Below are 22,533 nucleotides of genomic sequence, written 5' to 3' on the forward strand. Positions count from 1 at the left end.
CGGGCGGGACAGCAAGTCGGTCGGGCTAGCCGTCTGACAGGGCCGGTGGGGGGATTGTGGCGGCCGGACGGTGATTTGGTGAGACGGGTGGTGCCGGGGCCGGTCAGTGAAGCAGACTGCCCTGGAGTTCGGCGCGCAGGTCCGGGGTGAGGACCGCCCCCGCACGGTCGACGAGCAGTGCCATCTCGTACCCGACAAGGCCGATGTCGCACTCGGGGTGTGCGAGCACTGCCAGGGACGAGCCGTCCGAGACGGACATGAGGAAGAGGAAACCCCGCTCCATCTCCACGACCGTCTGTGCCACGTCGCCGCCCTCGAAGATCCGGGACGCCCCGGCCGTCAGTGAGGTGAGCCCGGAGGCCACGGCCGCGAGCTGGTCGGCGCGGTCGCGCGGGAACCCTTCCGACATCGCCAGAAGGAGTCCGTCGGCAGACACGACGACGGTGTGGGACACACCCGGGGTGTTGTCCACGAAGTTGGTTATCAACCAGTTGAGGTTCTGTGCCGCCTGGCTCATCTGGCTCAACTAACGCTCCTGCTGGTGAGTGGGGCTGGGGAAGCTGCCGGTCTGGCCGGTACCCGTACCGGCCTGGCGGCCCTGTGCGATGCCCCGACGGAGATTGGTCAGCCGGCCGCGTACGTCGTCAGGCGCACGGGAGACCTGCGGACCGGTTTGGTGCTGTTGCTGCTGAGCCGTGCCCGGGACGAGGTTCGCCCTGGGCACCCGGCGCGGCAGGCCGGAGGTGGTGACGCCGCCCGCGGCCGGTTGCCTGACACGCTCTGCCTGCCGAACGAGGTCGTCGTTCGGCGAACTGCGCCAGGTACCGCCCGTGGAACGCTGGGGGGGTGTCGCCGGAGCCTGCGGTGCCTGCGGCTGGGCGGAAGCGGAGCCGTTGCTCTGGGAGGAGCCGTTGCTCTGCTGTTCCGCCTGCTGGCCGTGGAACCAGTTGGTCTCCAGCGTGTCGTACAGCGGCGTCCTGCCGTCACCGGGACCCGTGGCAGGCGGCAACGCCTCGGGCTCCTGGCGGGTGGGACGCTGCGGGGCGGGCGGCCGCGGGGCGCCGAAGTCGGCGCCGTTGCGGTTCCCGTTGACCTGCGGCCGCTCGAACTGCCCGCTGTTCGCGGGGTTCTGACGGCTCGGCAGATTGTGCTGACCGGTGGACCCGTTGTCAAAGCCCGGCGTCGCGAACTGACCCGTGGAGCTGGGGTCGTAGGACTGCGGGACGGCGAACTGTCCCGTGTTGGCCGGATTGGACGGGTTGTTGGCCGCGCCGTTCGGACCGCTCGGCGGAGTGCCGAAGACGTCCGAGCGGACGAACTGGCCGCCGTTCTGCGGGGAGTTGGCACCGGGGCGCGGGGTGTCGAAGTCCGGCCGCGGGAACGAACCGGTGTCCTGCGGCGAGCCGTTCGCGCCGGGCCGGGGGAACGACCCGGTGTCCTGGCGTCCGTTGGCACCCGGCCGCGGGAACGACCCCGTGTCCTGGGATCCGTTGGCCCCGGGGCGCGGGAAGGAGCCGGTGTCCTGCGGTCCGCGCGGGAACTGCGCGTCGGGGCGCGGGATCGCCGGCATCTCCGTCGTGGCCGCGGGGCCCTGACGGTCGTCGATGCGCGGCATCCGGGAGGTCTGCTCGGCGTCCCGCTCGTCGTGGCCGCGCGGGGCGTCGAGGTTGCCGCGGCCCAGCGGGGGCTGCGCGTTCTCGTCGCTCCAGCTCGGGCGCTGGTTGCCACCCGGCAGCTCGGCCCGCGCGCCACCGCGCGGCGGGAGCTGCGGCTGACGTCCGCGTCGGCGGCCACCACCGCGGGGCGGCTCGGGCTCGTCGCCGCCCGTCCGCTGCGGCGGCACCGGGTTGCCCTGCGGCGGCATCCCGCCGAAGGCGTCCTGGCGGCCGTCGCCGAAGCCCTGCTGCGCACCGGGACCGGCGGCCTGGAGGCCCTGCGGGGCACCGGGCGCCTGGCCGCCGAAGACACCGGAGCCGCTCGAACGGCCCTGCGGCGCCGAGGGGCCCTGCGGGCCACGCGCACCGCCCGGACCACCGGGACGTCCGCCGCCCGCACCGGGCAGCGCGGCCCGCGGGCCCTGACCGGCACCGACCTGGCCGCGCGGAGCGGCCCCGGCACCGAGAAGTCCACCGTTGCCACCGCCGGAGGCACCCGCGCCGAGGGCGGAGCCGCCCTGGCCGTTGCCCCGGCGGGCCGCACCGGCACCGGCCGCGGCAGCCGCCGCGGCGGAACCGACGGCGGCCTGGCCGGGCTTGCCCGGAGCGGGCTTCTTGCCACCCTGGGCGACGTCGACGGGGAGCATGACCAGCGCGGTCGTACCACCGGAGTCGGAGGGGCGGAGCTGGATGCGGATGCCGTGGCGCTGCGAGAGGCGGCCGACCACGAACAGACCCATGCGGCGGGAGACCGAGACGTCCACGGTGGGCGGCGAGGCGAGCCGCTCGTTGATCGCCGCGAGGTCCTCGGGGGAGAGGCCGATGCCGGTGTCGTGGATCTCGATCAGGACGCGGCCGTCGGGCAGCGCGTGACCGGTGACCTTGACCTTGGTCTGGGGCGAGGAGAACGAGGTCGCGTTCTCCAGCAGCTCGGCGAGGAGGTGCACGAGGTCGTTGACCACACGGCCGGCCACTTCGGTGGTCGGCACGGAGGCCAGCTCGATGCGCTCGTACTGCTCCACCTCGGAGGCGGCGGCGCGCAGCACGTCGACCAGCGGGACCGGGCGGGTCCAGCGGCGGCCGGGCTCTTCACCGGCGAGGACCAGGAGGTTCTCACCGTTACGGCGCATACGGGTCGCGAGGTGGTCGAGCTTGAAGAGCGAGGAGAGCTGGTCCGGGTCGGCCTCGCGCGACTCCAGTTCGGAGATGAGCGAGAGCTGACGCTGGATGAGGCCCTGCGAGCGGCGCGAGAGGTTGGTGAACATCGCGTTGACGTTGCCCCGCAGAAGGGCCTGCTCGGCGGCGAGGCGGACGGCCTCGCGGTGCACGTCGTCGAAGGCCGCGGCCACCTGGCCGATCTCGTCCCGGGAGTGCACACCGACCGACTCCACGGACGTGTCGACGTCCTGCGGGTCGGACTCGGAGAGCTGCTTGACCAGCTCGGGCAGGCGGTCCTGGGCGACCTTGTTGGCGGTCTCCTGGAGGCGGCGCAGCGAGCGGATCATGGACCGGGCGATGACGAAGGCGCCGACGAGGGAGACACCGAGCACGAGCAGGATCAGCGCACCGGAGATGATCGCCTCGCGTTCGGAGGCGGAGCGCAGCTCGCGGGCCTTCTGCTCCATGTCCTCCAGGAGCGAGTGCTCGATCTTCTTCATCTGCTCGATCTTGGTCGAGCTGTCGTCCACCCAGTCCTTGTAGGACCGCTTGTCCAGCGAGGCCAGGCCGTTGCTGTTGTCGAGGACACGCTGTGCGTAGGTGTCCGCCGACTCGATGATCGGGTTGCTGTCCTCGATCGGCTGGATGAGCTCCTCGGCGCCCTGGTCGCCGTAGATGTTGCGGAAGATGGCGAGCTCGGACTTCTCGCTCTCCAGGGCGGAGTCGGCGTACAGCCGGTCGTTGTCGGAGAGCTTGCCCTGCTGCGTGTTGTTGTTCGGCAGCGCGGCCGCGATCACGGCGCGCTGGACCGAGGAGAACTCCTTGGCGGAGGAGAAGGCCGCCAGGGCGCGGGTGCGCTGGATCATCTCCGGGTTGCTGGTGGCCTCCGCCATGTCCTGCGAGAGGTCGAGCAACTGGGTGATCAGCCGGTGGTAGGCGTCGACCGTCTGCGTCGAGTTGTTCTTCGACTGGTACGCCGTCTTGCGGATCTTGTCGAGGTTGTCCAGCTCGGTGGCGAGGCCGACCAGGCTCTCCCGGACGCCCTGGAGGTTGCCGCTCTTGCTGGCGCTGTCCACCTCTTCCGAGGCGTTGATGAAGTTGTCCTTGGCGCGGTCGGTCTTCTCCTCGTAGCCCTTGACCTCGTAGTCGGTGGACTTGCCACCGTGCGCCAGGGGACCGGCCGACATGTCGCGCTCGTCCTGGAGCGCGGTGGCCAGCGCGGTGGCCTGCTTGGTCATGTCCGTCAGCAGCTTCATGTTGTCGAGCTGCTGGATGTCGGTCATGGAGTCGCTGATGCGCAGGGCGCCCAGCGAGGTGGCCGCGACCACGGGGAGCGCGAGCAGCGACACCAGGCGCGTGGAGATGCGCCAGTTCCGCAGGGCGACGCGGGGGCCGGGTCCGGCCGGGCCCGCCGGCGGCTTCACCGGGGGCGGGGGAGTCGGGGTTGCGGACACACCAGGGCGCCCGGGGGCTCCACCGTCGCCTGACGGGGCCGGGCCCGGGTTCTGGGCGTGCTGGGGCGAGGAGCTGCCGGTCTTGGGGCCAGCCCCGCCATGCGGCTCCGGCTCCGCCGAAGCACTGCCATCCCTCTTGAAACGTCCCTGCACTAGCGTCGCAACCTCTGGACCAGGCGCCCCTCCGCGCGAACGGAAGGACGGTGTCGGCGTCTTAGGGAGCGCCCTGAACGCGCCCCCCAGTGTGTGGTCGTGAGTGACCGGCGCTGCTCCCCCTTCCGCCGCCCCTGGCGCTGCGTTGCGCCCTCTGCGCGCCGGGCTGATTCTGCGGCGGTCCGTGGAATTCCAGCACAGTGCCGGATCTCCAACAAGGCCCGTAGGCCAGGCTGTGACCTGTGTGACACCCCGTGAGGACAGTGTCACGAGACGTAGAAAGCTATTCACCCCAAAGTGGGCATATCCCCACGATCCCGCTGGGCATGGGATGTGCCCCAGTCGCCATGATCAGGAGCGGAATAGCAGCTTCAGGCAGTCAATGTCCGTTTCGTTGAGGTGAGTTGGGGGACCGAATTGGCCGTTTTGCCCGCGCGGTGGTGAGCAAACTCACACGCGGATCATGGGCTCTTCGCGCCTTCGGCCGGGAATTGCATGTTTAGCCTGACGCTTTACATGAGGGCACAACCTGTCAACCACCCACCCATGGACGACGAGGGTCGAGTACAACAGTGAAGACGACGATGATGTTCCGCAACATTGCCAACCCGCGACGCACCACGCTGGCGCACCTCTCGGACGCCGACGCCCTGCAGACGCCGGAGCAGCAGGAACACTCGCTCGACCTGCCGGCCCAGACCGCCAACCCGCGCCGCACGATCCTCGACGAGATCCCGGTCACCGCCGCCGCGGAGTAATTGCGCGCGGAGGCGCCCCCGCACCGCGTTAGCCTGGAGCGTCAGACTCCAGCCGGTCAGTGAGGGGCGCCAGGATCCCGTGCGTATCGCCAGATTCTCCATCGACGGGAATGTCGCCTTCGGCGCGGTCGAGGGCGACCGCCCGGACGAGCTCGTCCTCGACATCATCAAGGGCATCCCGTTCGCGGACTTCGAACTCTCCGGCACGAAGGTCCCCCTGAGCAAGGTCCGCCTCCTGCCCCCGGTGCTCCCGAACAAGGTCGTCGCCTACGGCCGCAACTACGCCGAGCACGCCCGGGAGCTGGGCAACGAGGTGCCGGACGCCCCCTTCGCCTTCTTCAAGCCGTCCACCTCGGTGATCGGCCCCGGCGACGACATCCAGTACCCCTCCTTCACCGAGGACCTCCACCACGAGGCCGAACTGGCCGTCGTCATCGGCCGGATGTGCCGCGAGGTCCCGCGCGAGCGCGTCAAGGACGTCATCCTCGGCTACACCTGCGCCAACGACATCACCGCGCGGGACGTCCAGAAGCGCGAGAAGCAGTGGGCCAGGGCCAAGGGCTTCGACACCTCCTGCCCGCTCGGCCCCTGGGTGGAGACGGACCTCGACCCGAGCGACCTCACCGTCCAGCTCACGGTCAACGGGCAGCAGCGGCAGCTCGGCCGCACCAGCGAGATGATCCACTCGATCGAGGACCTGATCGTCAACATCACCGAGGCCATGACGCTGCTCCCCGGCGACGTGATCCTCACGGGCACCCCGGCAGGCGTCGGACCGCTCACCGTCGGCGACGAGGTCGCCGTCACCATCGAAGGCATCGGCACTCTCACCAACAAGGTTGTCAAGCGTGGCTAGCGCACCCGCCTCCCCCGTCCGCGTCCGTTTCTGCCCCTCGCCGACCGGCAACCCGCACGTCGGCCTGGTCCGCACCGCCCTGTTCAACTGGGCGTTCGCCCGGCACCACCAGGGCACGCTCGTCTTCCGCATCGAGGACACCGACGCGGCCCGCGACTCCGAGGAGTCCTACGGCCAACTCCTCGACGCGATGCGCTGGTTGGGCTTCGACTGGGACGAGGGCCCGGAGATCGGCGGCCCGCACGCGCCGTACCGCCAGTCGCAGCGCATGGACATCTACAAGGACGTCGCGCAGAAGCTCCAGGACGCCGGCCGCGCCTACCACTGCTACTGCTCCACCGAGGAGCTGGACGCCCGCCGCGCCGCCGCCCGCGCGGCCGGGAAGCCGTCCGGCTACGACGGCCACTGCCGCGACCTGAGCGCAGAGCAGGTCGAGGCCTACAAGGCCGAGGGCCGGGCCCCGATCGTCCGTTTCCGGATGCCCGACGAGACGATCACCTTCACGGACCTGGTCCGCGGCGAGATCACGTATCTTCCGGAGAACGTCCCGGACTACGGCATCGTGCGTGCCAACGGCGCGCCCCTCTACACGCTCGTCAACCCGGTCGACGACGCCCTGATGGAGATCACCCACGTCCTGCGCGGCGAGGACCTGCTCTCCTCCACCCCGCGCCAGATCGCCCTCTACAAGGCGCTGACCGACCTGGGCATCGCGAAGTCCGTGCCCTCCTTCGGCCACCTGCCGTACGTGATGGGCGAGGGCAACAAGAAGCTCTCCAAGCGCGACCCCGAGTCCTCGCTCAACCTCTACCGGGAGCGCGGCTTCCTGCCCGAGGGACTGCTCAACTACCTTTCGCTGCTCGGCTGGTCGCTCTCGGCCGACCGGGACGTCTTCGCGATCGACGAGATGGTCGCGGCCTTCGACATCGCGGACGTCAACCCCAACCCGGCCCGCTTCGACCTGAAGAAGTGCGAGTCGATCAACGGCGACCACATCCGGCTGCTCGACGTGAAGGACTTCACGGAGCGCTGCGCCCCGTGGCTGAAGGCCCCGTTCGCCCCCTGGGCGCCGGAGGACTTCGACGAGGCCAAGTGGCAGGCGATCGCGCCGCACGCGCAGACGCGTCTGAAGGTCCTCTCCGAGATCACGGACAACGTCGACTTCCTGTTCCTGCCCGAGCCCGTCCAGGACGAGGCGTCCTGGACGAAGGCCATGAAGGAGGGCTCGGACGCCCTTCTCCGTACGGCCCGGGAGAAGCTGGAGTCGGCGGACTGGACCTCGCCCGAGTCCCTCAAGGAGGCCGTCCTGGCCGCCGGTGAGACCCACGGCCTCAAGCTCGGCAAGGCCCAGGCCCCGGTCCGCGTCGCGGTCACCGGCCGCACGGTCGGCCTGCCGCTCTTCGAGTCCCTGGAGATCCTCGGCAAGGAGAAGACCCTGGCCCGGATCGACGCGGCCCTCGCCAGGCTGGCCGCGTAAGGCACCCGCGCGTGAAGGGGCGGCGGCCGTGAAGGGCCGCCGCCCCTTCGGCGTTGTCAGTGCGGGGCGTTAGGGTTCCGGATCATTGAAGATCGTCCCTGAGAGGCGCCCGCATGCCGATGACCGCTCGTGACTACACCTGGCTGTTCACGCCCGGCAGCACGTTCACGGAGGACGAGACCGGCACGGTCGGCGTGATCCACCTCGTGGACGGCGGCCAACTGTGGCTGCCCACCGGCCAGGTGGTGGCCTGCGACCCGTTCGTCGGCCTCGGCCACGGCGAGGCCGAGCCCTTCACCGTCGCCGTCGCCCCCGGCCACTACCGCGTCGAGGCAGCCGTCGCCACCCTCACCCAGCCCGACGAACCCCCCTCCGACGACCCCCACCTCCGCGTCGCCGCCGCCCGCCTGGTCATACGCGACGAACCCACCACCACCTGGGAACTCGCCCTCCAGCCCGGCCAGGACCTCGCCGAACTCACCGAGGACGAGTTCTACGGCTACGGCGTGGACGCCGGCACGGGCGCGTTCTACGACGCCTCCGTGGACGGCTCGTTCCCCGACTGCGAGGGCGATGAGGGCCCGCTGTGGGACGCCTTCGAGCAGCACAAGTGGGCCCCCGGCCCGCACCTGATCACCGCCCCCGACACCGGGCACAACCTGATCGCCTTCACCTCCGGCTGGGGCGACGGCGCCTACCCCACCTGGATCGGCCGTACGGCGGCCGGCGAGGTCACCTGCTTCGTCACGGACTTCTTCGTCGCCCCCGAGTGACGGCCGGGCAGGGGGGGGGCAGACGTGCCCCCGGGCCCCGGGTTACCGTCGGATCATGACCATTCGGGCCGTTGTCTGGGACGTCGACGACACCTTGTTCGACTACACCGGCGCGGACCGCGCCGCCATGTGCGCGCACCTGGCGGCCGAGGGGCTGCTCGACGGGCACGCGAGCGTGGTGGACGCCCTGGAGCGCTGGCGGGAGGCCACCGAGTTCCACTGGGCGCGGTTCTCGGCCGGCGAGGTCTCGTTCGAGGGGCAGCGCCTGGACCGCGTCCGACTGTTCCTGGGGCGGGAGCTGACCGACGCAGAGGCCGAGGACTGGTTCCGGCGCTACAAGACCCACTACGAGACGGCCTGGGCCCTCTTCCCGGACGTCCTGCCCGTCCTCGACGCCCTCGCGGCCACCCACCGGCACGCCGTCCTGTCCAACTCCAGCCTCATTGTCCAGGACCACAAACTGCGCACCCTCGGCGTGCACGACCGCTTCGAGGTCATTCTGTGCGCGGCCGAACTGGGCGTCTCCAAACCCGAGGCCGGGGCCTTCCTCGCGGCCTGCGAGGCGCTGGGACTGCCGCCGCGCGAGGTGGCGTATGTCGGAGATCACCCCGAGATCGACTGGCGGGGTGCGGCGGACGCCGGACTGCTGTCCGTCTGGATCGACCGCCACGGTGTGCACGCCCCCGTCGAGGCCTTCGTGGGACGGCACCGGATCGCCTCTCTCGCCGAACTCCCCGCGCTCCTCGGCGCGGATACCCGTTTTGGAGCCCCGTCCACCTTCGGGTAATGTTCTTCCTGCGCCGCCGGAGAGCGGGCCGGAAGGTCCTAAAGCCGGAGGCGCAAGCTAGAACAAGATCTCCATCAGAGGTTGCGTTCCAGTGGCCTATGGTGTAATTGGCAGCACGACGGTTTCTGGTTCCGTTAGTCTAGGTTCGAGTCCTGGTAGGCCAGCTCGCAGAGCTCATCTGCACCGCAGAGATCCAGCTCTGCAAAGCCCCCGTTGTGTAGCGGCCTAGCACGCTGCCCTCTCACGGCAGTAGCGCCGGTTCGAATCCGGTCGGGGGTACAGATCCTTCTCAGGGAGGCAGTCCGGGTCGCACCCGCTGTGTCTCATGCAGGATCGCTAGGGCCCCCGTTGTGTAGCGGCCTAGCACGCTGCCCTCTCACGGCAGTAGCGCCGGTTCGAATCCGGTCGGGGGTACGCTTTACCTTGCAATACCTTGGTCTATGGTGTAATTGGCAACACTACGGTTTCTGGTACCGTCATTCTAGGTTCGAGTCCTGGTAGACCAGCTCTGATCTGCGGAAACGCACATCTAGGCCCCCGTTGTGTAGCGGCCTAGCACGCCGCCCTCTCAAGGCGGTAGCGCCGGTTCGAATCCGGTCGGGGGTACGCGTGAATGAAGGCCCTCCACTTCGGTGGGGGGCCTTCGTCGTACCCGATGCTCACTCGAAGCCGTACCGCCGAGCCGACTCCTCCTCCTGTGCCAGCCGGTGCAGTGCCTGGAGCACCGGCTCGTTGAGGATCGCCCCCAGGATCGCGAACTCGACCCGCTCCGCCTCCGACGGATACGTCTCCATGTTGTCCAGGTCGAGGACGGCGGTCCGGTGCATCAACTCGGCGTACGGCGCGAGCAGTTCGGCCCCGAAGCCGTAGCCGATCCGGCGGAACGCGGCCACCGCCACCACGAGCGAGCGGTACGCGGGGGAGATGGTCGTGAGCTGTTTGGCGTTCTCCCAGCCGAGCCGGTCGAGGAGCGCGGCGACCGTCTGGTGCGCGGCCTGGACGTACTCGTCCTCCTCGTCCGGCTCCGGCACCTGTGGCAGTGCCCACAGGGTCGCGCCGAGCCGGATCGTGCGGCCCAGCGAGTCGTCGTCGACATGGCCGAGCACCTCCCGGACCGTCGCCACCGGGACGCGGCCGACCTGGATCATCGCGCGCACCAGCCGCAGCCGGCGCAGGTGCTCCTCGTCGTACTCGGCGGTGGTCGCGTTGAGTTGCCGCCCCGGCGCCAACAGGCCTTCGCGCAGGTAGTACTTGATCGTCGCGGTGGACACACCGCTGCGCTCGCTCAACTCGGCCAGCCGCATCTGTCGCGCCTTTCTTCGGGGGGCTTGCGCCCTCCCATTGGGAAGTGTCACTATCCAAGCATCGTCCAGAAGGATAGTGCCGCTATCCGATCAGGGAATCAGGGGGCTGCCATGTTCGCGAAACCGGTGTCGGGCCGTACGACCGCGGATGCCGAGGGCGATGTGGTGGTCCTGCTGATCGGGATGCGCGTCAACCACTTCTGGGCGGTGCACCAGTGGCTCCCGGTGATGCTGTCGATGTTCCGCATGCTGGGGGAGCTTGCGCGGGACAGCACCCGGGGGCTGCTGGGGCACGTACTGCTGACGGCGTCCCCGCGGACGTACTACGTCGTCCAGTACTGGGAGTCCAAGGAGAAGCTCTACGCGTACGCGAGTTCGCCCGACATGTTCCATCACAAGGCGTGGGCGATCGTCAACCGCAAGGAGAGGGCCGGGAAGGTGCGCGGCCATGTCGGGCTCTGGCACGAGAGCTATGTGGTGCCACAAGGGTCGTACGAGGCGATCTACGCCGACATGCCGGCCTTCGGGCTCGCCGCCGCGCACGGACAGGTGCCGGTGGAGAAGCGGGGGCGGCGGGCCAAGGACCGGTTCGCGTACCGGTCGTAGACATGACGGAGGGCCTGCCGCGGCGTTGAGGCAGGCCCTCCTGTGGTGTTCCCGGGGGTTCAGCCGGTGCGGCGCAGGGCCTCGGAGAGGCGGGCGGCGGCGTCGATGACCGCCTGGGCGTGCATACGGCCCGGGTGGCGCGTCAGGCGCTCGATGGGGCCGGAGACGGACACCGCGGCCACCACGCGGTTCGAGGGGCCGCGCACGGGCGCGGAGACGGACGCGACGCCCGGCTCCCGCTCGCCGATCGACTGGGCCCAGCCCCGGCGCCGTACGCCCGAGAGGGCGGTGGCCGTGAAGCGGGCGCCCTGGAGGCCGCGGTGCAGGCGCTCCGGCTCCTCCCAGGCCATCAGGATCTGCGCGGACGAACCGGCTTTCATCGTGAGCGTGGAGCCGACCGGGACCGTGTCCCGGAGTCCGGACAGGCGTTCCGCCGCGGCGACGCAGATGCGCATGTCGCCCTGGCGGCGGTAGAGCTGCGCGCTCTCGCCCGTGATGTCCCGCAGATGCGTGAGCACCGGGCCCGCCGTGGCGAGCAGCCGGTCCTCGCCGGCGGCCGCGGCCAGCTCGGCGAGCCGGGGACCGAGAATGAAACGGCCCTGCATGTCGCGCGCCACCATACGGTGGTGTTCCAAAGCCACGGCCAGTCGGTGTGCCGTGGGTCGTGCCAGCCCGGTCGCCGCGACCAGACCCGCGAGGGTGGCCGGACCGGACTCCAGAGCGCCCAGGACAAGGGCTGCCTTGTCCAGGACGCCGACGCCGCTACTGTTGTCCATGAAACGATACTCGCGTCTCACTCTGTGAAACGCAAGTTCCTTTTTCCGTGAGACGCGCAACCCTTGTATGCACAGCGGCCCGCCGACCAACGGGCCAGGCGGCGGCTGCCCGTGAACCAGGGGTGCGAGCGCCGTCTCCTCAAGATCTCTAGTTGGGCCGACGCGTTTTGCCGGCCGGAGGGAAAGCGATGGGTAGGACACTCGCGGAGAAGGTCTGGGACGACCATGTCGTCCGGCGCGCCGAGGGCGAGCCCGACCTCCTCTTCATCGATCTGCACCTGCTGCACGAGGTGACCAGCCCGCAGGCCTTCGACGGTCTCCGCCAGGCCGGGCGTCCCGTGCGGCGCCTCGACCTCACCATCGCCACCGAGGATCACAACACCCCGACCCTCGACATCGACAAGCCCATCGCGGACCCGGTCTCCCGGGCCCAGCTGGAGACGCTGCGCAAGAACTGCGCCGAGTTCGGTGTGCGCCTGCACTCCCTCGGCGATGTCGAGCAGGGCGTCGTCCACGTCGTAGGGCCGCAGTTGGGCCTGACCCAGCCCGGTACCACCGTCGTGTGCGGTGACTCCCACACCTCCACGCACGGCGCCTTCGGCGCGCTGGCGTTCGGCATCGGCACCTCCCAGGTGGAGCATGTGCTGGCCACCCAGACGCTGCCGCTGGCCCGCCCGAAGACCATGGCCATCACGGTCGACGGCGAACTGCCCGACGGCGTCACCGCCAAGGACCTGATCCTCGCCATCATCGCGAAGATCGGCACCGGCGGCGGCCAGGGCTACATCCTGGAGTACCGCGGCTCCGCCATCGAGAAGCTCTCGATGGAGGCCCGCATGACCATCTGCAACATGTCGATCGAGGCCGGCGCCCGCGCGGGCATGATCGCCCCCGACGAGACCACCTTCGAGTACATCAAGGGCCGCGCCCACGCCCCCGAGGGCGAGGACTGGGACGCCGCCGTCGCGTACTGGAAGACCCTGAAGACCGACGCGGACGCGGAATTCGACGCCGAGGTCGTCATCGACGGTCCCTCGCTGGCGCCGTTCGTCACCTGGGGCACCAACCCCGGTCAGGGCGCGCCGCTTTCGGCGTCCGTCCCCGACCCGGCTTCGTACGAAGACGCTTCGGAGCGCCACGCCGCCGAAAAGGCCCTGGAATACATGGGGTTGGAGGCCGGCCAGCCGCTGCGCGACATCAAGGTGGACACCGTCTTCGTAGGTTCGTGCACCAACGGCCGTATCGAGGACCTGCGTGCGGCCGCCGCGATCGTCGAGGGCCGCAAAGTCGCCGACGGCGTACGGATGCTGGTCGTCCCCGGCTCCGCGCGGGTCGGTCTCCAGGCCGTCTCCGAGGGCCTGGACGTCGTCTTCAAGGACGCCGGCGCCGAATGGCGGCACGCGGGCTGCTCGATGTGTCTGGGCATGAACCCGGACCAGTTGGCACCCGGTGAGCGCTCCGCGTCCACCTCCAACCGCAACTTCGAGGGCAGGCAGGGCAAGGGCGGCCGTACGCACCTGGTCTCGCCGCAGGTCGCCGCCGCGACCGCCGTGCTGGGCCACCTGGCCTCGCCCGCCGACCTGTCCGACGCCCCTGTGCCCGCTGGAGTCTGAGAGCCATGGAAGCATTCACCACGCACACCGGCCGGGCCGTCCCGCTGCGCCGCAGCAACGTGGACACCGACCAGATCATCCCTGCTCACTGGCTCAAGAAGGTGACCAGGGACGGGTTCGAGGACGGGCTCTTCGAGGCCTGGCGCAAGGACGAGAACTTCATCCTCAACCGCCCCGAGCGCAAGGGCGCCACGGTCCTGGTCGCCGGCCCCGACTTCGGTACCGGCTCCTCCCGTGAGCACGCCGTGTGGGCGCTGCAGAACTACGGGTTCAAGACCGTCATCTCCTCCCGTTTCGCCGACATCTTCCGCGGCAACTCGCTGAAGAACGGCCTGCTCACGGTGGTTCTGGACCAGAAGATCGTGGAGGCCCTCCAGGACCTCGCCGAGCAGGACCCGCAGGCCGAGATCACGGTCGACCTGGAGGCCCGCGAGGTGCGCGCCGAGGGCATCACCGCGTCCTTCGAACTCGACGAGAACGCCCGCTGGCGACTGCTGAACGGGCTGGACGACATCTCCATCACCCTCCAGAACGAGGGCGACATCGCCACGTACGAGGCCAAGCGCCCCTCGTACAAGCCGCGGACGGTCCAGGTCTGACCGAACCCCCGCGCCAGGTCGGGATCCGGCCACCGCGACACCCCGTCTGTACCCCCGATCGCCACGATTGGGGGTACAGCCATGTCTGCACCCGAACGGCCCTGCGCGCCTGCAACGCTTTGCTCAACTTCCCGTGTTAGACAGGGTGTTGACCGGGTAGGCGCTGCTTTGAGCCAACGCCGCCGCCGGGCTCCGGAAGGCTGTCTGAGGTGCCAGTTGCTACCCCCGCAGGCGACAACTCGCCCCAGATGGCACAATCTGTGCATGGAACACGACGGCCAACTCAAGCTCTATGCGGCGGTCGCGGACCAACTCAAGGAAGCGCACACAAGGGTGCGCGCACTGCAAGTCCCGGAGGGCGTACGGATGGCGCTGGCCCGGAAGCTGCTGGTCATTACGGCCGCGGCCAAGCACGATCTCGCCGACGCGACAAGGCGACTGGACCGCTTCACCGCGGACCTCGACGCGGGTCGATTCCCGGAAGAGGAACGCTGAAACAAGTCCAGGACAGCCGAGTTCGTTGCGGCGCACGGGTGATTAGCCCGTTTCGTGTTTGATTTGCGGTATATATCTGCCTAACGTGCGAAAAAGCCGGAGCAGTTTCGTTCCGGCAATGTCTCCGAAGGGGAAGACGTGAACAAGGCGCAGCTCGTAGAAGCGATTGCGGACAAGGTCGGTGGCCGTCAGCAGGCCGCCGAGGCGGTCGACGCGGTACTGGACGCTGTCGTCCGCGCCGTGGTGAATGGGGACCGGGTTTCGGTCACCGGCTTCGGTTCGTTCGAGAAGGTCGACCGTCCGGCCCGTTACGCCCGCAACCCCCAGACGGGCGAGCGGGTTCGGGTCAAGAAGACCTCCGTGCCGCGCTTCCGCGCGGGCCAGGGTTTCAAGGACCTGGTGAGCGGCTCGAAGAAGCTCCCGCGCGGCGGCGAGGTCGCCGTCAAGAAGGCGCCCAAGGGCAGCCTGAGCGGCACGGCTTCGGCGACGGTCAAGAAGGCCGCGGCCAAGAAGACCACCGCCAAGAGGGCCACGGCCACCGCGAAGAAGACCGTGGCGAAGAAGACGGCGGCCAAGACGGCCACCGCCAAGAAGACCACGGCCAAGAAGTCGACCGCCAAGAAGACCACGGCGACGGCCAAGAAGACGGCGGCCAAGAAGGCCACCGGTACCGCCAAGAAGGCGACGGCGAAGAAGGCCCCGGCCAAGAAGGCGACGGCCAAGAAGGCCCCCGCCAGGAAGTCGACGGCGCGCAAGACCACCGCCAAGAAGGCCACCGCCACCCGCTAGTCACGGGTCGCAGGGCACTCACGCGCCGGGCCGGACTCCCTGAGGGAGTCCGGCCCGCGGCGTATTCACGGCCCCTGGAGGGTCGTTCGGAAGTTCTGTCCAGAAGGTCTGCTCAGAAGGTCTGCAGGGTCACCAGTGTGACCCTGAGCCCGTCCTTCGGTCCCTCGGTCTCGATCCGCACCCGCTGTCCCGGCCGCAGCAGCCGAAGCCCGCCCGCGTCGAACGCGGCGGCGTCGAAGGGCACCGGGGTGCCGTCGTCGAGCAGCACACTGCCGGTGCGGGTCCCGGCGTCGTAGGTGTAAGCGGTCGCCTGCATGGCCGCAGCCTACTGCCGTCTACTGCCCGGGAATCAGCAGCCCCGCCGCCGCTGCCGCCGTGCGCGGCCCCACCCCGAGCGCCAGCGCCGCCCGCAGGTCCTCGCCGGTGTCCACGTCCTGTCGTACGGAATCCACCGCGTCCAAGGCGAGTTCCGTCGCCCCCGAGGCGTGATGGCGGGCGCGGGAATCCGGGCCGAAAGCCGGGCGCAATTCGCGACCGTCTCTCGCGGTGAGCAAGGTGGTGCCGATTGCGGCCGCGTCCGGGAGAAATGCGCGCGGGAATTCCGCGGCCGCGTCCAGGACCCTGGCCAATTCCGCGGGGCGCAGCGCCGGCAGATCGGCGTTCAGGGCCGCGACCGCGCTTTCGGGGCGGGAAACCCGCACGACCCCCGCCGCGTGCCGCAGCGCGGCGTTGAGGCCCCCTCCCGGCTCGTCCGCGACGATCCGGGCGCCCAGTGCGGCGAGTTCGCGGCCGGCCAGGGTGTCGTCCGTGACGACCGCCACATCATGGACCGCCGGGCAGGCCAGCGCGGCCGCCACGGTGTCCTGGGCGAAGGCGAGGGCGAGGCCCGGGCGCAGCCCGTCGCCCGCGGTGTCCGAGAGCCTGCTCTTGGCTCGCGCCAGAGACTTCAGGGGTATGACCAAGGTCCACTGCACGAGCGTTCCGTCCCTCTCTTGTCCGCGCCATTGTCACCCGGCACCCCTGGCGGTGTCGGTGGCGGGGCGTACGGTGTTCTCGACAGACCGGCGGCCTGGGGCGACACTTGTGCGGCCCCCCAGGTCCTAGAGGAAGGTGTTCGCGTGCCCCGCCGCAGAATCGGGTTCTGGTACCGCTTCGCAGCGGTCCTCTGCAAACCGCCGCTGGTGGTTCTGATCAAGCGGGACTGGCGCGGAATGGAGCACATTCCGGCCGAGGGCGGATTTATCACCGCGGTGAACCACAATTCGCACGTAGATCCCCTCGCGTACGCTCACTTTCAGTACAACACCGGGCGCGTTCCGCGATTCCTCGCGAAGAGCGGTCTTTTCAAGAAGGGATTCGTCGGCGCCGCGATGCGCGGTACCGGACAGATCCCCGTCTACCGCGAGACCACCGATGCGCTGAGCGCCTTCCGCGCCGCGATCGACGCCGTGGAGCGTGGTGAGTGCGTCGCGTTCTATCCCGAGGGCACCATCACCCGGGACCCCGACCAGTGGCCCATGACCGGCAAGACCGGTGCCGCGCGGGTGGCCCTGCAGACCCAGTGCCCGGTGATTCCCGTCGCGCAATGGGGCGCCAACGAGTTGCTGCCTCCGTACGCCAAGAAGCTGCACGTCCTCCCGCGCAAGACCAGCCATGTGCTCGCGGGCCCGCCGGTGGACCTCACGCGGTTCTACGGCAAGGACATGAGCCCGGACCTCCTGAGGGAGGCGACCGAGGTCATCATGGCCGACATCACCCGCCTGTTGGAGCAGATCCGCGGCGCGCAGGCGCCCGAGACGCCCTACGATCCCCGCCGCGAGCGGATCGAGCAGCGGCGCCGGACGGCCGCGGAGACCGAGCAGTTGGAGCCCAGGGTGGAACAGGAAGAGGGGCAGGGCACGTGAGCAAGCCGGTCAAGGCGGCTGTCTTCAGCGCCGGTTCGTGGGGCACGGCCTTCGGCATGGTGCTCGCCGACGCGGGGTGCGAGGTCACGCTGTGGGGGCGCCGCGCGGAAGTCGTGGAAGCCATCAACTCCAGCCGTACGAACCCCGATTACTTCCCGGGCATCGAACTCCCGCAGAACCTGCGGGCCACCACCGACCCCGCCGAGGCCGCCGCCGGCGCCGACTTCACCGTCCTGTCGGTCCCTTCGCAGACGCTGCGCGCCAACCTGGCCGACTGGGCACCCCTGTTGGCGCCAGACACGGTCCTCGTCTCTCTCATGAAGGGCGTCGAACTCGGCTCCGTCATGCGGATGAGCGAGGTCATCGAGGACGTCGCCAAGGTCGGCCCGGACCGTATCGCCGTGGTCTCCGGACCCAACCTCGCGCGGGAGATCGCCTCCCGGATGCCGGCCGCCGCCGTGGTCGCCTGCACCGACGAGGCGGTGGCCCGCAGGCTCCAATCGGCTTGCCACACGCCGTACTTCAGGCCTTACACCATCACCGACGTGGTCGGCTGCGAGCTCGGCGGCGCGGTGAAGAACGTGATCGGGCTCGCCGTCGGCATCGCGGACGGCATGGGGCTCGGGGACAACGCGAAGGGCTCGCTCATCACCCGCGGTCTCGTCGAGACCACCCGGCTCGGTATCGCGATGGGCGCGGACCCGCTGACCTTCTCCGGACTCGCGGGCCTCGGCGACCTGGTGGCGACCTGCTCCTCGCCGCTGTCGCGCAACCACACCTTCGGCACCAACCTCGGCAAGGGCATGACCCTCCAGGAGACCATCGCGGTCACCAAGCAGACCGCCGAGGGCGTCAAGTCCTGTGAGTCCGTGCTGGATCTGGCCCGCAGGCACGACGTCGACATGCCGATCACCGAGACGGTCTTCGAGATCGTGCACGAGGGCAAGCCCCCGGTGGTCGCCGTCAAGGAGCTGATGTCGCGCAGCGCGAAGCCCGAGCGACGCTGAGCAAACCCGGTGGGTGGACGCTGTATCAGGGCAGTACCACCGGGTACGCTCATCGCGATATGAGCACCGAGAACCTCTCCCAGAACCCTGAGCAGCCGCCTCGCAAGCCGCGTGTGGCCGTCGTGTTCGGCGGCCGCAGCTCCGAACACGGGATCTCCGTGGTCACCGCCGGCGCCGTCCTCGCGGCCATCGACCGGACCAGGTACGACGTCCTGCCGATCGGCATCACCCGCGAAGGCCGCTGGGCCCTCACCGCCGACGAACCGGACCGCATGGCGATCACCGACCGCCGCACCCCGGACGTCGCCGAACTCGCCGAGTCGAGCGAGGGCGGCGTGGTGCTCCCGCTCGACCCCGGAAACCGCGAAGTCGTCGTCAGCGAACCGGGATCCGTGCCCAAGGCCCTCGGCGAGGTCGACGTCGTCTTCCCCGTCCTGCACGGCCCCTACGGCGAGGACGGCACCCTGCAAGGACTCCTGGAGCTGTCCGGGGTGCCGTACGTGGGCGCCGGTGTGCTCGCCTCGGCCGTCGGCCAGGACAAGGAGTACATGAAGCGGGTGTTCACCTCGTTCGGCCTCAGGGTCGGCCCCTACGTGGTGATCCGGCCGCGCGAGTGGGAGCGGGACGAGTCCGCCGCCCGCAAGAAGATCATCGACTTCGCGGGTGAGCACGGCTGGCCGCTGTTCGTGAAGCCCGCGCGCGCGGGTTCGTCGATCGGCATCACCAAGGTCGACGACCTGGGCGGGCTCGACGAGGCGATCGCGGAGGCGCAGCGGCACGACCCGAAGATCCTCGTGGAGGCCGCGCTGCGCGGACGCGAGATCGAGTGCGGGGTGCTGGAGTTCGAGGACGGGCCGCGGGCGAGCGTGCCCTCGGAGATCCCGCCGCCGGACGCGCACGCGTACTACGACTTCGAGGCGAAGTACATCGACTCGACGCCCGGCATCGTGCCCGCCCCGCTGACCCCCGAGGAGACCGCCGAGGTCCAGCGGCTCGCGGTGGACGCCTTCGAGGCGGCCTCCTGCGAGGGGCTCGTGCGCGCGGACTTCTTCCTCACCGAGGACGGCGAGTTCGTCATCAACGAGATCAACACCATGCCCGGCATGACACCGATCTCGATGTACCCGCAGATGTGGCAGGCCAGCGGGGTCTCCTACCCCGAGCTGGTGGAACTCCTCGTCCAGGCGGCCCTGCGCCGGTCCACCGGACTTCGCTGAGCTAGTCGGCGATCCCTTCGGGGATCGCCTTCTTGACGGCCTTCGCCAGGTCGACCAGGGGCGCCAGACCGTCTCCGGTGCGGTCCTTCGGTATGGTCACCTCGACATAGGCCTTGCGCAGCGTCGTGGTGAACCGGAACGCGCCGTCGTCCTGCTTCTGCAGCAGCCAGCCCACCCCGTTCACGTCGACGCCGTCCGCCTCCGGGTCGTTCATCTTCGCGGGCCTGACGACACCGCAGCGCAGTATGATCGCCGGGTTCCCCCAGCCCGCGGTCAGCGCGGACGCGGGCTCGGGATCCCGGCGGCCCTGGCTGTCGACTTCTGACGGCAGCACCTTGTCCAGATTCCGGCACAGCCCGGTGACCTTCGCTCCCGGCGAGGGAACCGCCGCCGACGCGCTGTCGTCTGCTGAGGAGCAGCCCGCGACGGTGATCAGCAGGGCGAGCACGGGCAGCCCGGCGGCAGAACGGCGCCGGGGACGGAGAGAGTTCACCGGCCAAGGGTAGACGGGGGCTACAGATGCACCACCGGGCAGGTCAGGGTTCGGGTGATGCCGTCCACTTGCTGGACCTTGGCGACCACCATGCGGCCGAGGTCGTCGACCGTGTCGGCCTGGGCCCGCACGATCACGTCGTACGGTCCTGTCACGTCCTCGGCCTGGATCACTCCAGGAATCTTGCTGATCGTCTCGGCGACGGTCGACGCCTTGCCGACCTCCGTCTGGATCAGGATGTACGCCTGTACCACGGAACCTCCAGGGCGGCCACGAGGATCATGTGGGGAAAAGGAACGCCACGGTATCGCGTCGCCGCTCGCCGCGGGGAGACCCGCGGGGACCTGGACCTGCGCGCCGGGGCCCGGGCACGACCGAAGTTGACGGTCACCTCGACCGTACCGAGCACACCGACGGCTCGCGACCGGGCGCTGTCGTCACGAGAAGAGGACGAACGATGAAGGGCACCGTCGGTGAGTTGGGGGAGTTCGGGCTCATCAGGGAGCTCACTTCCCGGCTCACCACCACCCCCGCGGTCCGGGTCGGTCCCGGCGACGACGCCGCGGTCGTCGCCGCGCCCGACCGCAGGGTCGTGGCGAGCACCGACATCCTGCTGGAGGGGCGGCACTTCCGCCGCGACTGGTCCACCGCGTACGACGTCGGGCGCAAGGCCGCCGCACAGAACCTCGCGGACATCGCCGCCATGGGCGCCGTACCGACCGCGCTGCTCCTCGGCCTGGTCGTGCCGGCCGAACTCCCGGTCACCTGGCCCATGGAGCTGATGGACGGGCTGCGCGACGAGTGCCAGGTCGCGGGCGCCTCGGTGGTCGGCGGCGATGTCGTACGCGGCGACACGATCATGGTGTCGATCACTGCGCTCGGTGATCTCCGGGGCCGCGAGCCGGTCACCCGGGGTGGCGCCCAGCCCGGCGACGTGGTCGCGGTGACCGGCTGGCTGGGCTGGTCCGCGGCCGGGTACGCGGTGCTCTCCCGGGGTTTCCGCTCACCGCGCGCGTTCGTGGAGGCGCACCGGCGCCCCGAGCCGCCGTATCACGCGGGTCCGGCGGCGGCCGGGCTCGGGGCGACCGCGATGTGCGATGTCAGCGACGGGCTGATCGCCGACCTCGGGCACATCGCCGAGGCCAGCAAGGTGCGGATCGACATCCGGTCCGGGGCGATCGACGTCCCGACGCAGATGAACGACATCGGGCAGGCCGTCGGCGTCGACCCCATCCAGTGGGTGCTCACCGGGGGAGAGGACCACGCGATCGTGGCGACCTTCGCACCGGACGTGAAGCTGCCGGCCCGCTGGAAGGTGATCGGCGAGGTCCTCAACCCGTCCGCGCTGCCCCAGGTGACGGTGGACGGGGCGCCGTGGACCAGCAAGGGCGGCTGGGACCACTTCGGGGACATCGAGTCGTGAAGCCCCTCGTGCTGACCGTCGCGGGCTCCGACTCCGGTGGCGGGGCCGGGATCCAGGCCGACTTGAAGACGATGCTCGCGCTCGGCGTGCACGGTATGAGCGTCGTCACGGCGGTCACCGCGCAGAACTCCCTGGGCGTGCAAGGGGCTTGGGAACTTCCGGCGGAGGCGGTGCGCGCCCAGTACCGCAGCGTCGTCGACGACATCGGCGTACAGGCCGTGAAGACCGGGATGCTCGCGTCTGCCGAACTCGTCGAGACGGTCGCGGAGTTGCTCGCGGGGACGGACGCCCCGGCGGTCGTCGACCCGGTGGGCATCTCCAAGCACGGCGATTCGCTGCTGGCCGACTCCGCGCTGGACGCGGTCCGCACGCACCTGCTGCCGGAGGCGACCGTGGCGACGCCGAACCTCGACGAGGTGACCCAGTTGACCGGTGTACGGGTCGACTCGGAGGACGGGTTGCGGGAAGCAGCGGCGGCCGTGCTGTCGTACGGGCCGCGCTGGGTGCTGATCAAGGGCGGTCATCTGCCGGGTGACGCCGTGGACCTGCTGACCGACGGCTCCGAGGAACACTGGCTGCGCGCGCCCCGGCACGACAACCGGCACACCCACGGCACGGGCTGCACACTCGCCTCGGCGATCGCCGCGCACCTCGCCATGGGGCGGTCGGTGCCGGAGGCGGTGACGGCGGCGAAGGAGTACGTCACAGGCGCGATCGCGGCGGGGTTCGCGCTCGGCGGCGGGATCGGGCCGGTGGACCACGGGTGGGCGCTGCGGCGGGGCACCTACTGACAGGGCACGGCAAAAAGCCGGCCCACACGAGGTGGACCGGCTCGATGCAGCGAACCAGCAGTGGCCGCGCGCTCAGCAGTGCGTCAGCGCGAGACCTTGCCGGCCTTGATGCACGAGGTGCAAGCGTTCACGCGCTTCGGCGTCCCGCCGACCACGGTACGGACGCGCTGGATGTTCGGGTTCCAGCGACGGGGCGTACGGCGGTGCGAGTGCGAGATGTTGTTGCCGAAGCCCGGCCCCTTGCCGCAGACGTCGCAGTTGGCAGCCACGGGTCACTCCAAAGACTTCAGATGCACAGATGCACTTACGGATGATCCCGGCATGCCGGGATCGAGATCGTGAGATCTGAGTGGCACTGCCAGGGGGGATGGCCCGATCGGGATCGGGCAACCGGAGCAGCATACAACGACTGCGCCAGTACAACGAAACTACCATGCCTGGTCGG

24 protein-coding genes and 5 tRNA genes are annotated in these 22,533 nt (G+C 69.9%); 20 read left to right on the forward strand and 9 right to left on the reverse strand.

The genetic code is table 11. From position 1 onward, the window contains the following. Nucleotides 1-103 precede the first annotated feature (103 nt). Both AB0M63_RS36175 and AB0M63_RS36180 read right to left on the reverse strand, forming a co-directional pair. Nucleotides 104-517 (reverse strand): roadblock/LC7 domain-containing protein, encoded by a 414-nt coding sequence (locus AB0M63_RS36175; RefSeq protein ID WP_005479910.1) that lies wholly within the window; start codon nucleotides 515-517, stop codon nucleotides 104-106. 9 nt (nucleotides 518-526) lie between these two features. Continuing rightward, complete coding sequence (locus AB0M63_RS36180) at nucleotides 527-4,420, reverse strand: nitrate- and nitrite sensing domain-containing protein (protein ID WP_366022341.1); 3,894 nt, start codon at nucleotides 4,418-4,420, stop codon at nucleotides 527-529. Between the two features lie 572 nt (nucleotides 4,421-4,992). Here AB0M63_RS36180 and AB0M63_RS36185 point away from each other — a divergent pair. The 10 genes from AB0M63_RS36185 to AB0M63_RS36230 all read left to right on the forward strand — a co-directional run bounded on the left by AB0M63_RS36185 (nucleotide 4,993) and on the right by AB0M63_RS36230 (nucleotide 9,677). After that, nucleotides 4,993-5,178: a hypothetical protein gene (locus AB0M63_RS36185; protein ID WP_355925110.1), complete on the forward strand. Its 186-nt coding sequence runs from the start codon at nucleotides 4,993-4,995 to the stop codon at nucleotides 5,176-5,178. A 79-nt stretch (nucleotides 5,179-5,257) separates the two neighbouring features. Beyond that, entirely contained in the window at nucleotides 5,258-6,034 is a 777-nt protein-coding gene (locus AB0M63_RS36190) for a fumarylacetoacetate hydrolase family protein (protein WP_355925108.1), read from the forward strand. Beyond that, complete coding sequence (gene gltX / locus AB0M63_RS36195) at nucleotides 6,027-7,511, forward strand: glutamate--tRNA ligase (RefSeq protein WP_366022342.1); 1,485 nt, start codon at nucleotides 6,027-6,029, stop codon at nucleotides 7,509-7,511. The genes AB0M63_RS36190 and gltX overlap by 8 nt, the downstream gene beginning before the upstream one ends. A 113-nt stretch (nucleotides 7,512-7,624) precedes the next feature. Then, nucleotides 7,625-8,284, forward strand: a complete 660-nt coding sequence (locus AB0M63_RS36200) for a DUF4241 domain-containing protein (RefSeq protein ID WP_355925102.1) — start codon at nucleotides 7,625-7,627, stop codon at nucleotides 8,282-8,284. A 55-nt stretch (nucleotides 8,285-8,339) separates the two neighbouring features. Then, a complete protein-coding gene (locus tag AB0M63_RS36205) occupies nucleotides 8,340-9,071 on the forward strand; it encodes an HAD family hydrolase (RefSeq protein ID WP_366022344.1) in 732 nt (243 codons plus the stop codon). A 92-nt stretch (nucleotides 9,072-9,163) separates the two neighbouring features. Continuing rightward, nucleotides 9,164-9,235 (forward strand) — tRNA-Gln (locus AB0M63_RS36210). A 42-nt stretch (nucleotides 9,236-9,277) separates the two neighbouring features. Next, a tRNA-Glu gene (locus tag AB0M63_RS36215) sits at nucleotides 9,278-9,350 on the forward strand. Between the two features lie 62 nt (nucleotides 9,351-9,412). Beyond that, nucleotides 9,413-9,485, forward strand: a tRNA-Glu gene (locus AB0M63_RS36220). Nucleotides 9,486-9,505: 20 nt separating this feature from the next. Then, nucleotides 9,506-9,577, forward strand: a tRNA-Gln gene (locus AB0M63_RS36225). A 27-nt stretch (nucleotides 9,578-9,604) separates the two neighbouring features. Beyond that, a tRNA-Glu gene (locus AB0M63_RS36230) sits at nucleotides 9,605-9,677 on the forward strand. A 53-nt stretch (nucleotides 9,678-9,730) separates the two neighbouring features. Here the strand turns inward: AB0M63_RS36230 and AB0M63_RS36235 are convergent. Further along, nucleotides 9,731-10,375, reverse strand: a complete 645-nt coding sequence (locus AB0M63_RS36235) for a MerR family transcriptional regulator (protein WP_366022345.1) — start codon at nucleotides 10,373-10,375, stop codon at nucleotides 9,731-9,733. Nucleotides 10,376-10,486: 111 nt separating this feature from the next. On the opposite strand from AB0M63_RS36235, the gene AB0M63_RS36240 reads away from it, so the two are divergent. Then, nucleotides 10,487-10,981, forward strand: coding sequence for a DUF4188 domain-containing protein (locus tag AB0M63_RS36240; RefSeq protein ID WP_355922775.1), 495 nt, complete (start codon nucleotides 10,487-10,489; stop codon nucleotides 10,979-10,981). A 59-nt stretch (nucleotides 10,982-11,040) separates the two neighbouring features. On the opposite strand, the gene ndgR is transcribed toward AB0M63_RS36240, so the two are convergent. Then, the gene (gene ndgR / locus AB0M63_RS36245; protein WP_019068721.1) at nucleotides 11,041-11,757 is read right to left on the reverse strand and encodes an IclR family transcriptional regulator NdgR; all 717 of its coding nucleotides are present in this window, start codon (nucleotides 11,755-11,757) and stop codon (nucleotides 11,041-11,043) included. A gap of 188 nt (nucleotides 11,758-11,945) precedes the next feature. On the opposite strand from ndgR, the gene leuC reads away from it, so the two are divergent. The 4 genes from leuC to AB0M63_RS36265 all read left to right on the forward strand — a co-directional run bounded on the left by leuC (nucleotide 11,946) and on the right by AB0M63_RS36265 (nucleotide 15,253). After that, nucleotides 11,946-13,370 carry a 3-isopropylmalate dehydratase large subunit gene (gene leuC, locus AB0M63_RS36250; protein ID WP_355922772.1) on the forward strand — a complete coding sequence of 475 codons (1,425 nt, stop codon included), beginning with the start codon at nucleotides 11,946-11,948 and terminating at the stop codon, nucleotides 13,368-13,370. A 5-nt stretch (nucleotides 13,371-13,375) separates the two neighbouring features. Next, complete coding sequence (gene leuD / locus AB0M63_RS36255) at nucleotides 13,376-13,969, forward strand: 3-isopropylmalate dehydratase small subunit (RefSeq protein WP_355922769.1); 594 nt, start codon at nucleotides 13,376-13,378, stop codon at nucleotides 13,967-13,969. A 264-nt stretch (nucleotides 13,970-14,233) separates the two neighbouring features. After that, nucleotides 14,234-14,464 (forward strand): hypothetical protein, encoded by a 231-nt coding sequence (locus AB0M63_RS36260; protein ID WP_019068724.1) that lies wholly within the window; start codon nucleotides 14,234-14,236, stop codon nucleotides 14,462-14,464. Between the two features lie 138 nt (nucleotides 14,465-14,602). Then, nucleotides 14,603-15,253 (forward strand): HU family DNA-binding protein, encoded by a 651-nt coding sequence (locus tag AB0M63_RS36265; RefSeq protein ID WP_366022347.1) that lies wholly within the window; start codon nucleotides 14,603-14,605, stop codon nucleotides 15,251-15,253. Nucleotides 15,254-15,365: 112 nt separating this feature from the next. Here the strand turns inward: AB0M63_RS36265 and AB0M63_RS36270 are convergent, their stop codons facing one another. Further along, nucleotides 15,366-15,569, reverse strand: a complete 204-nt coding sequence (locus AB0M63_RS36270; RefSeq protein WP_355922763.1) for a hypothetical protein — start codon at nucleotides 15,567-15,569, stop codon at nucleotides 15,366-15,368. 19 nt (nucleotides 15,570-15,588) lie between these two features. Beyond that, nucleotides 15,589-16,227, reverse strand: a complete 639-nt coding sequence (cofC, locus tag AB0M63_RS36275; RefSeq protein WP_366022349.1) for a 2-phospho-L-lactate guanylyltransferase — start codon at nucleotides 16,225-16,227, stop codon at nucleotides 15,589-15,591. Nucleotides 16,228-16,371: 144 nt separating this feature from the next. Here cofC and AB0M63_RS36280 point away from each other — a divergent pair, with 144 nt between their 5' ends. From AB0M63_RS36280 to AB0M63_RS36290, 3 genes are read left to right on the forward strand one after another with little or no spacing between them, the layout of a single operon-like run. Continuing rightward, a complete protein-coding gene (locus AB0M63_RS36280; protein WP_355922757.1) occupies nucleotides 16,372-17,157 on the forward strand; it encodes a lysophospholipid acyltransferase family protein in 786 nt (261 codons plus the stop codon). Next, nucleotides 17,154-18,164, forward strand: coding sequence for an NAD(P)H-dependent glycerol-3-phosphate dehydrogenase (locus tag AB0M63_RS36285; RefSeq protein ID WP_366022350.1), 1,011 nt, complete (start codon nucleotides 17,154-17,156; stop codon nucleotides 18,162-18,164). Before AB0M63_RS36280 ends, AB0M63_RS36285 begins: the two co-directional genes overlap by 4 nt. Nucleotides 18,165-18,223: 59 nt before the next feature. Further along, nucleotides 18,224-19,381, forward strand: a complete 1,158-nt coding sequence (locus tag AB0M63_RS36290; protein WP_355922751.1) for a D-alanine--D-alanine ligase family protein — start codon at nucleotides 18,224-18,226, stop codon at nucleotides 19,379-19,381. A 1-nt stretch (nucleotide 19,382) separates the two neighbouring features. Here the strand turns inward: AB0M63_RS36290 and AB0M63_RS36295 are convergent, their stop codons facing one another. Continuing rightward, nucleotides 19,383-19,874, reverse strand: coding sequence for a DUF3515 domain-containing protein (locus AB0M63_RS36295; protein ID WP_355922749.1), 492 nt, complete (start codon nucleotides 19,872-19,874; stop codon nucleotides 19,383-19,385). 20 nt (nucleotides 19,875-19,894) lie between these two features. Then, nucleotides 19,895-20,128, reverse strand: coding sequence for an Lrp/AsnC ligand binding domain-containing protein (locus AB0M63_RS36300; protein WP_003997603.1), 234 nt, complete (start codon nucleotides 20,126-20,128; stop codon nucleotides 19,895-19,897). Between the two features lie 203 nt (nucleotides 20,129-20,331). On the opposite strand from AB0M63_RS36300, the gene AB0M63_RS36305 reads away from it, so the two are divergent. Next, nucleotides 20,332-21,297, forward strand: coding sequence for a thiamine-phosphate kinase (locus AB0M63_RS36305; protein ID WP_355922746.1), 966 nt, complete (start codon nucleotides 20,332-20,334; stop codon nucleotides 21,295-21,297). Then, the gene (gene thiD, locus AB0M63_RS36310) at nucleotides 21,294-22,088 is read left to right on the forward strand and encodes a bifunctional hydroxymethylpyrimidine kinase/phosphomethylpyrimidine kinase (protein ID WP_366022352.1); all 795 of its coding nucleotides are present in this window, start codon (nucleotides 21,294-21,296) and stop codon (nucleotides 22,086-22,088) included. The genes AB0M63_RS36305 and thiD overlap by 4 nt, the downstream gene beginning before the upstream one ends. Nucleotides 22,089-22,171: 83 nt before the next feature. Here the strand turns inward: thiD and rpmB are convergent, their stop codons facing one another. Then, nucleotides 22,172-22,357 (reverse strand): 50S ribosomal protein L28, encoded by a 186-nt coding sequence (gene rpmB, locus AB0M63_RS36315; RefSeq protein ID WP_004924906.1) that lies wholly within the window; start codon nucleotides 22,355-22,357, stop codon nucleotides 22,172-22,174. Nucleotides 22,358-22,533: the final 176 nt, after the last annotated feature.

This window comes from Streptomyces sp. NPDC051576, assembly GCF_040681835.1.
GTDB lineage: Bacteria > Actinomycetota > Actinomycetes > Streptomycetales > Streptomycetaceae > Streptomyces.

Coding starts and splice junctions, on each gene's coding strand:
- AB0M63_RS36175 (WP_005479910.1), bottom strand. CDS start 517: ATGAGCCAGGCGGCACAGAACCTCAACTGGTTGATAACCAACTTCGTG.
- AB0M63_RS36200 (WP_355925102.1), top strand. CDS start 7,625: ATGCCGATGACCGCTCGTGACTACACCTGGCTGTTCACGCCCGGCAGC.
- AB0M63_RS36205 (WP_366022344.1), top strand. CDS start 8,340: ATGACCATTCGGGCCGTTGTCTGGGACGTCGACGACACCTTGTTCGAC.
- AB0M63_RS36235 (WP_366022345.1), bottom strand. CDS start 10,375: ATGCGGCTGGCCGAGTTGAGCGAGCGCAGCGGTGTGTCCACCGCGACG.
- AB0M63_RS36240 (WP_355922775.1), top strand. CDS start 10,487: ATGTTCGCGAAACCGGTGTCGGGCCGTACGACCGCGGATGCCGAGGGC.
- ndgR (WP_019068721.1), bottom strand. CDS start 11,757: ATGGACAACAGTAGCGGCGTCGGCGTCCTGGACAAGGCAGCCCTTGTC.
- leuC (WP_355922772.1), top strand. CDS start 11,946: ATGGGTAGGACACTCGCGGAGAAGGTCTGGGACGACCATGTCGTCCGG.
- leuD (WP_355922769.1), top strand. CDS start 13,376: ATGGAAGCATTCACCACGCACACCGGCCGGGCCGTCCCGCTGCGCCGC.
- AB0M63_RS36260 (WP_019068724.1), top strand. CDS start 14,234: ATGGAACACGACGGCCAACTCAAGCTCTATGCGGCGGTCGCGGACCAA.
- AB0M63_RS36270 (WP_355922763.1), bottom strand. CDS start 15,569: ATGCAGGCGACCGCTTACACCTACGACGCCGGGACCCGCACCGGCAGT.
- AB0M63_RS36290 (WP_355922751.1), top strand. CDS start 18,224: ATGAGCACCGAGAACCTCTCCCAGAACCCTGAGCAGCCGCCTCGCAAG.
- AB0M63_RS36305 (WP_355922746.1), top strand. CDS start 20,332: ATGAAGGGCACCGTCGGTGAGTTGGGGGAGTTCGGGCTCATCAGGGAG.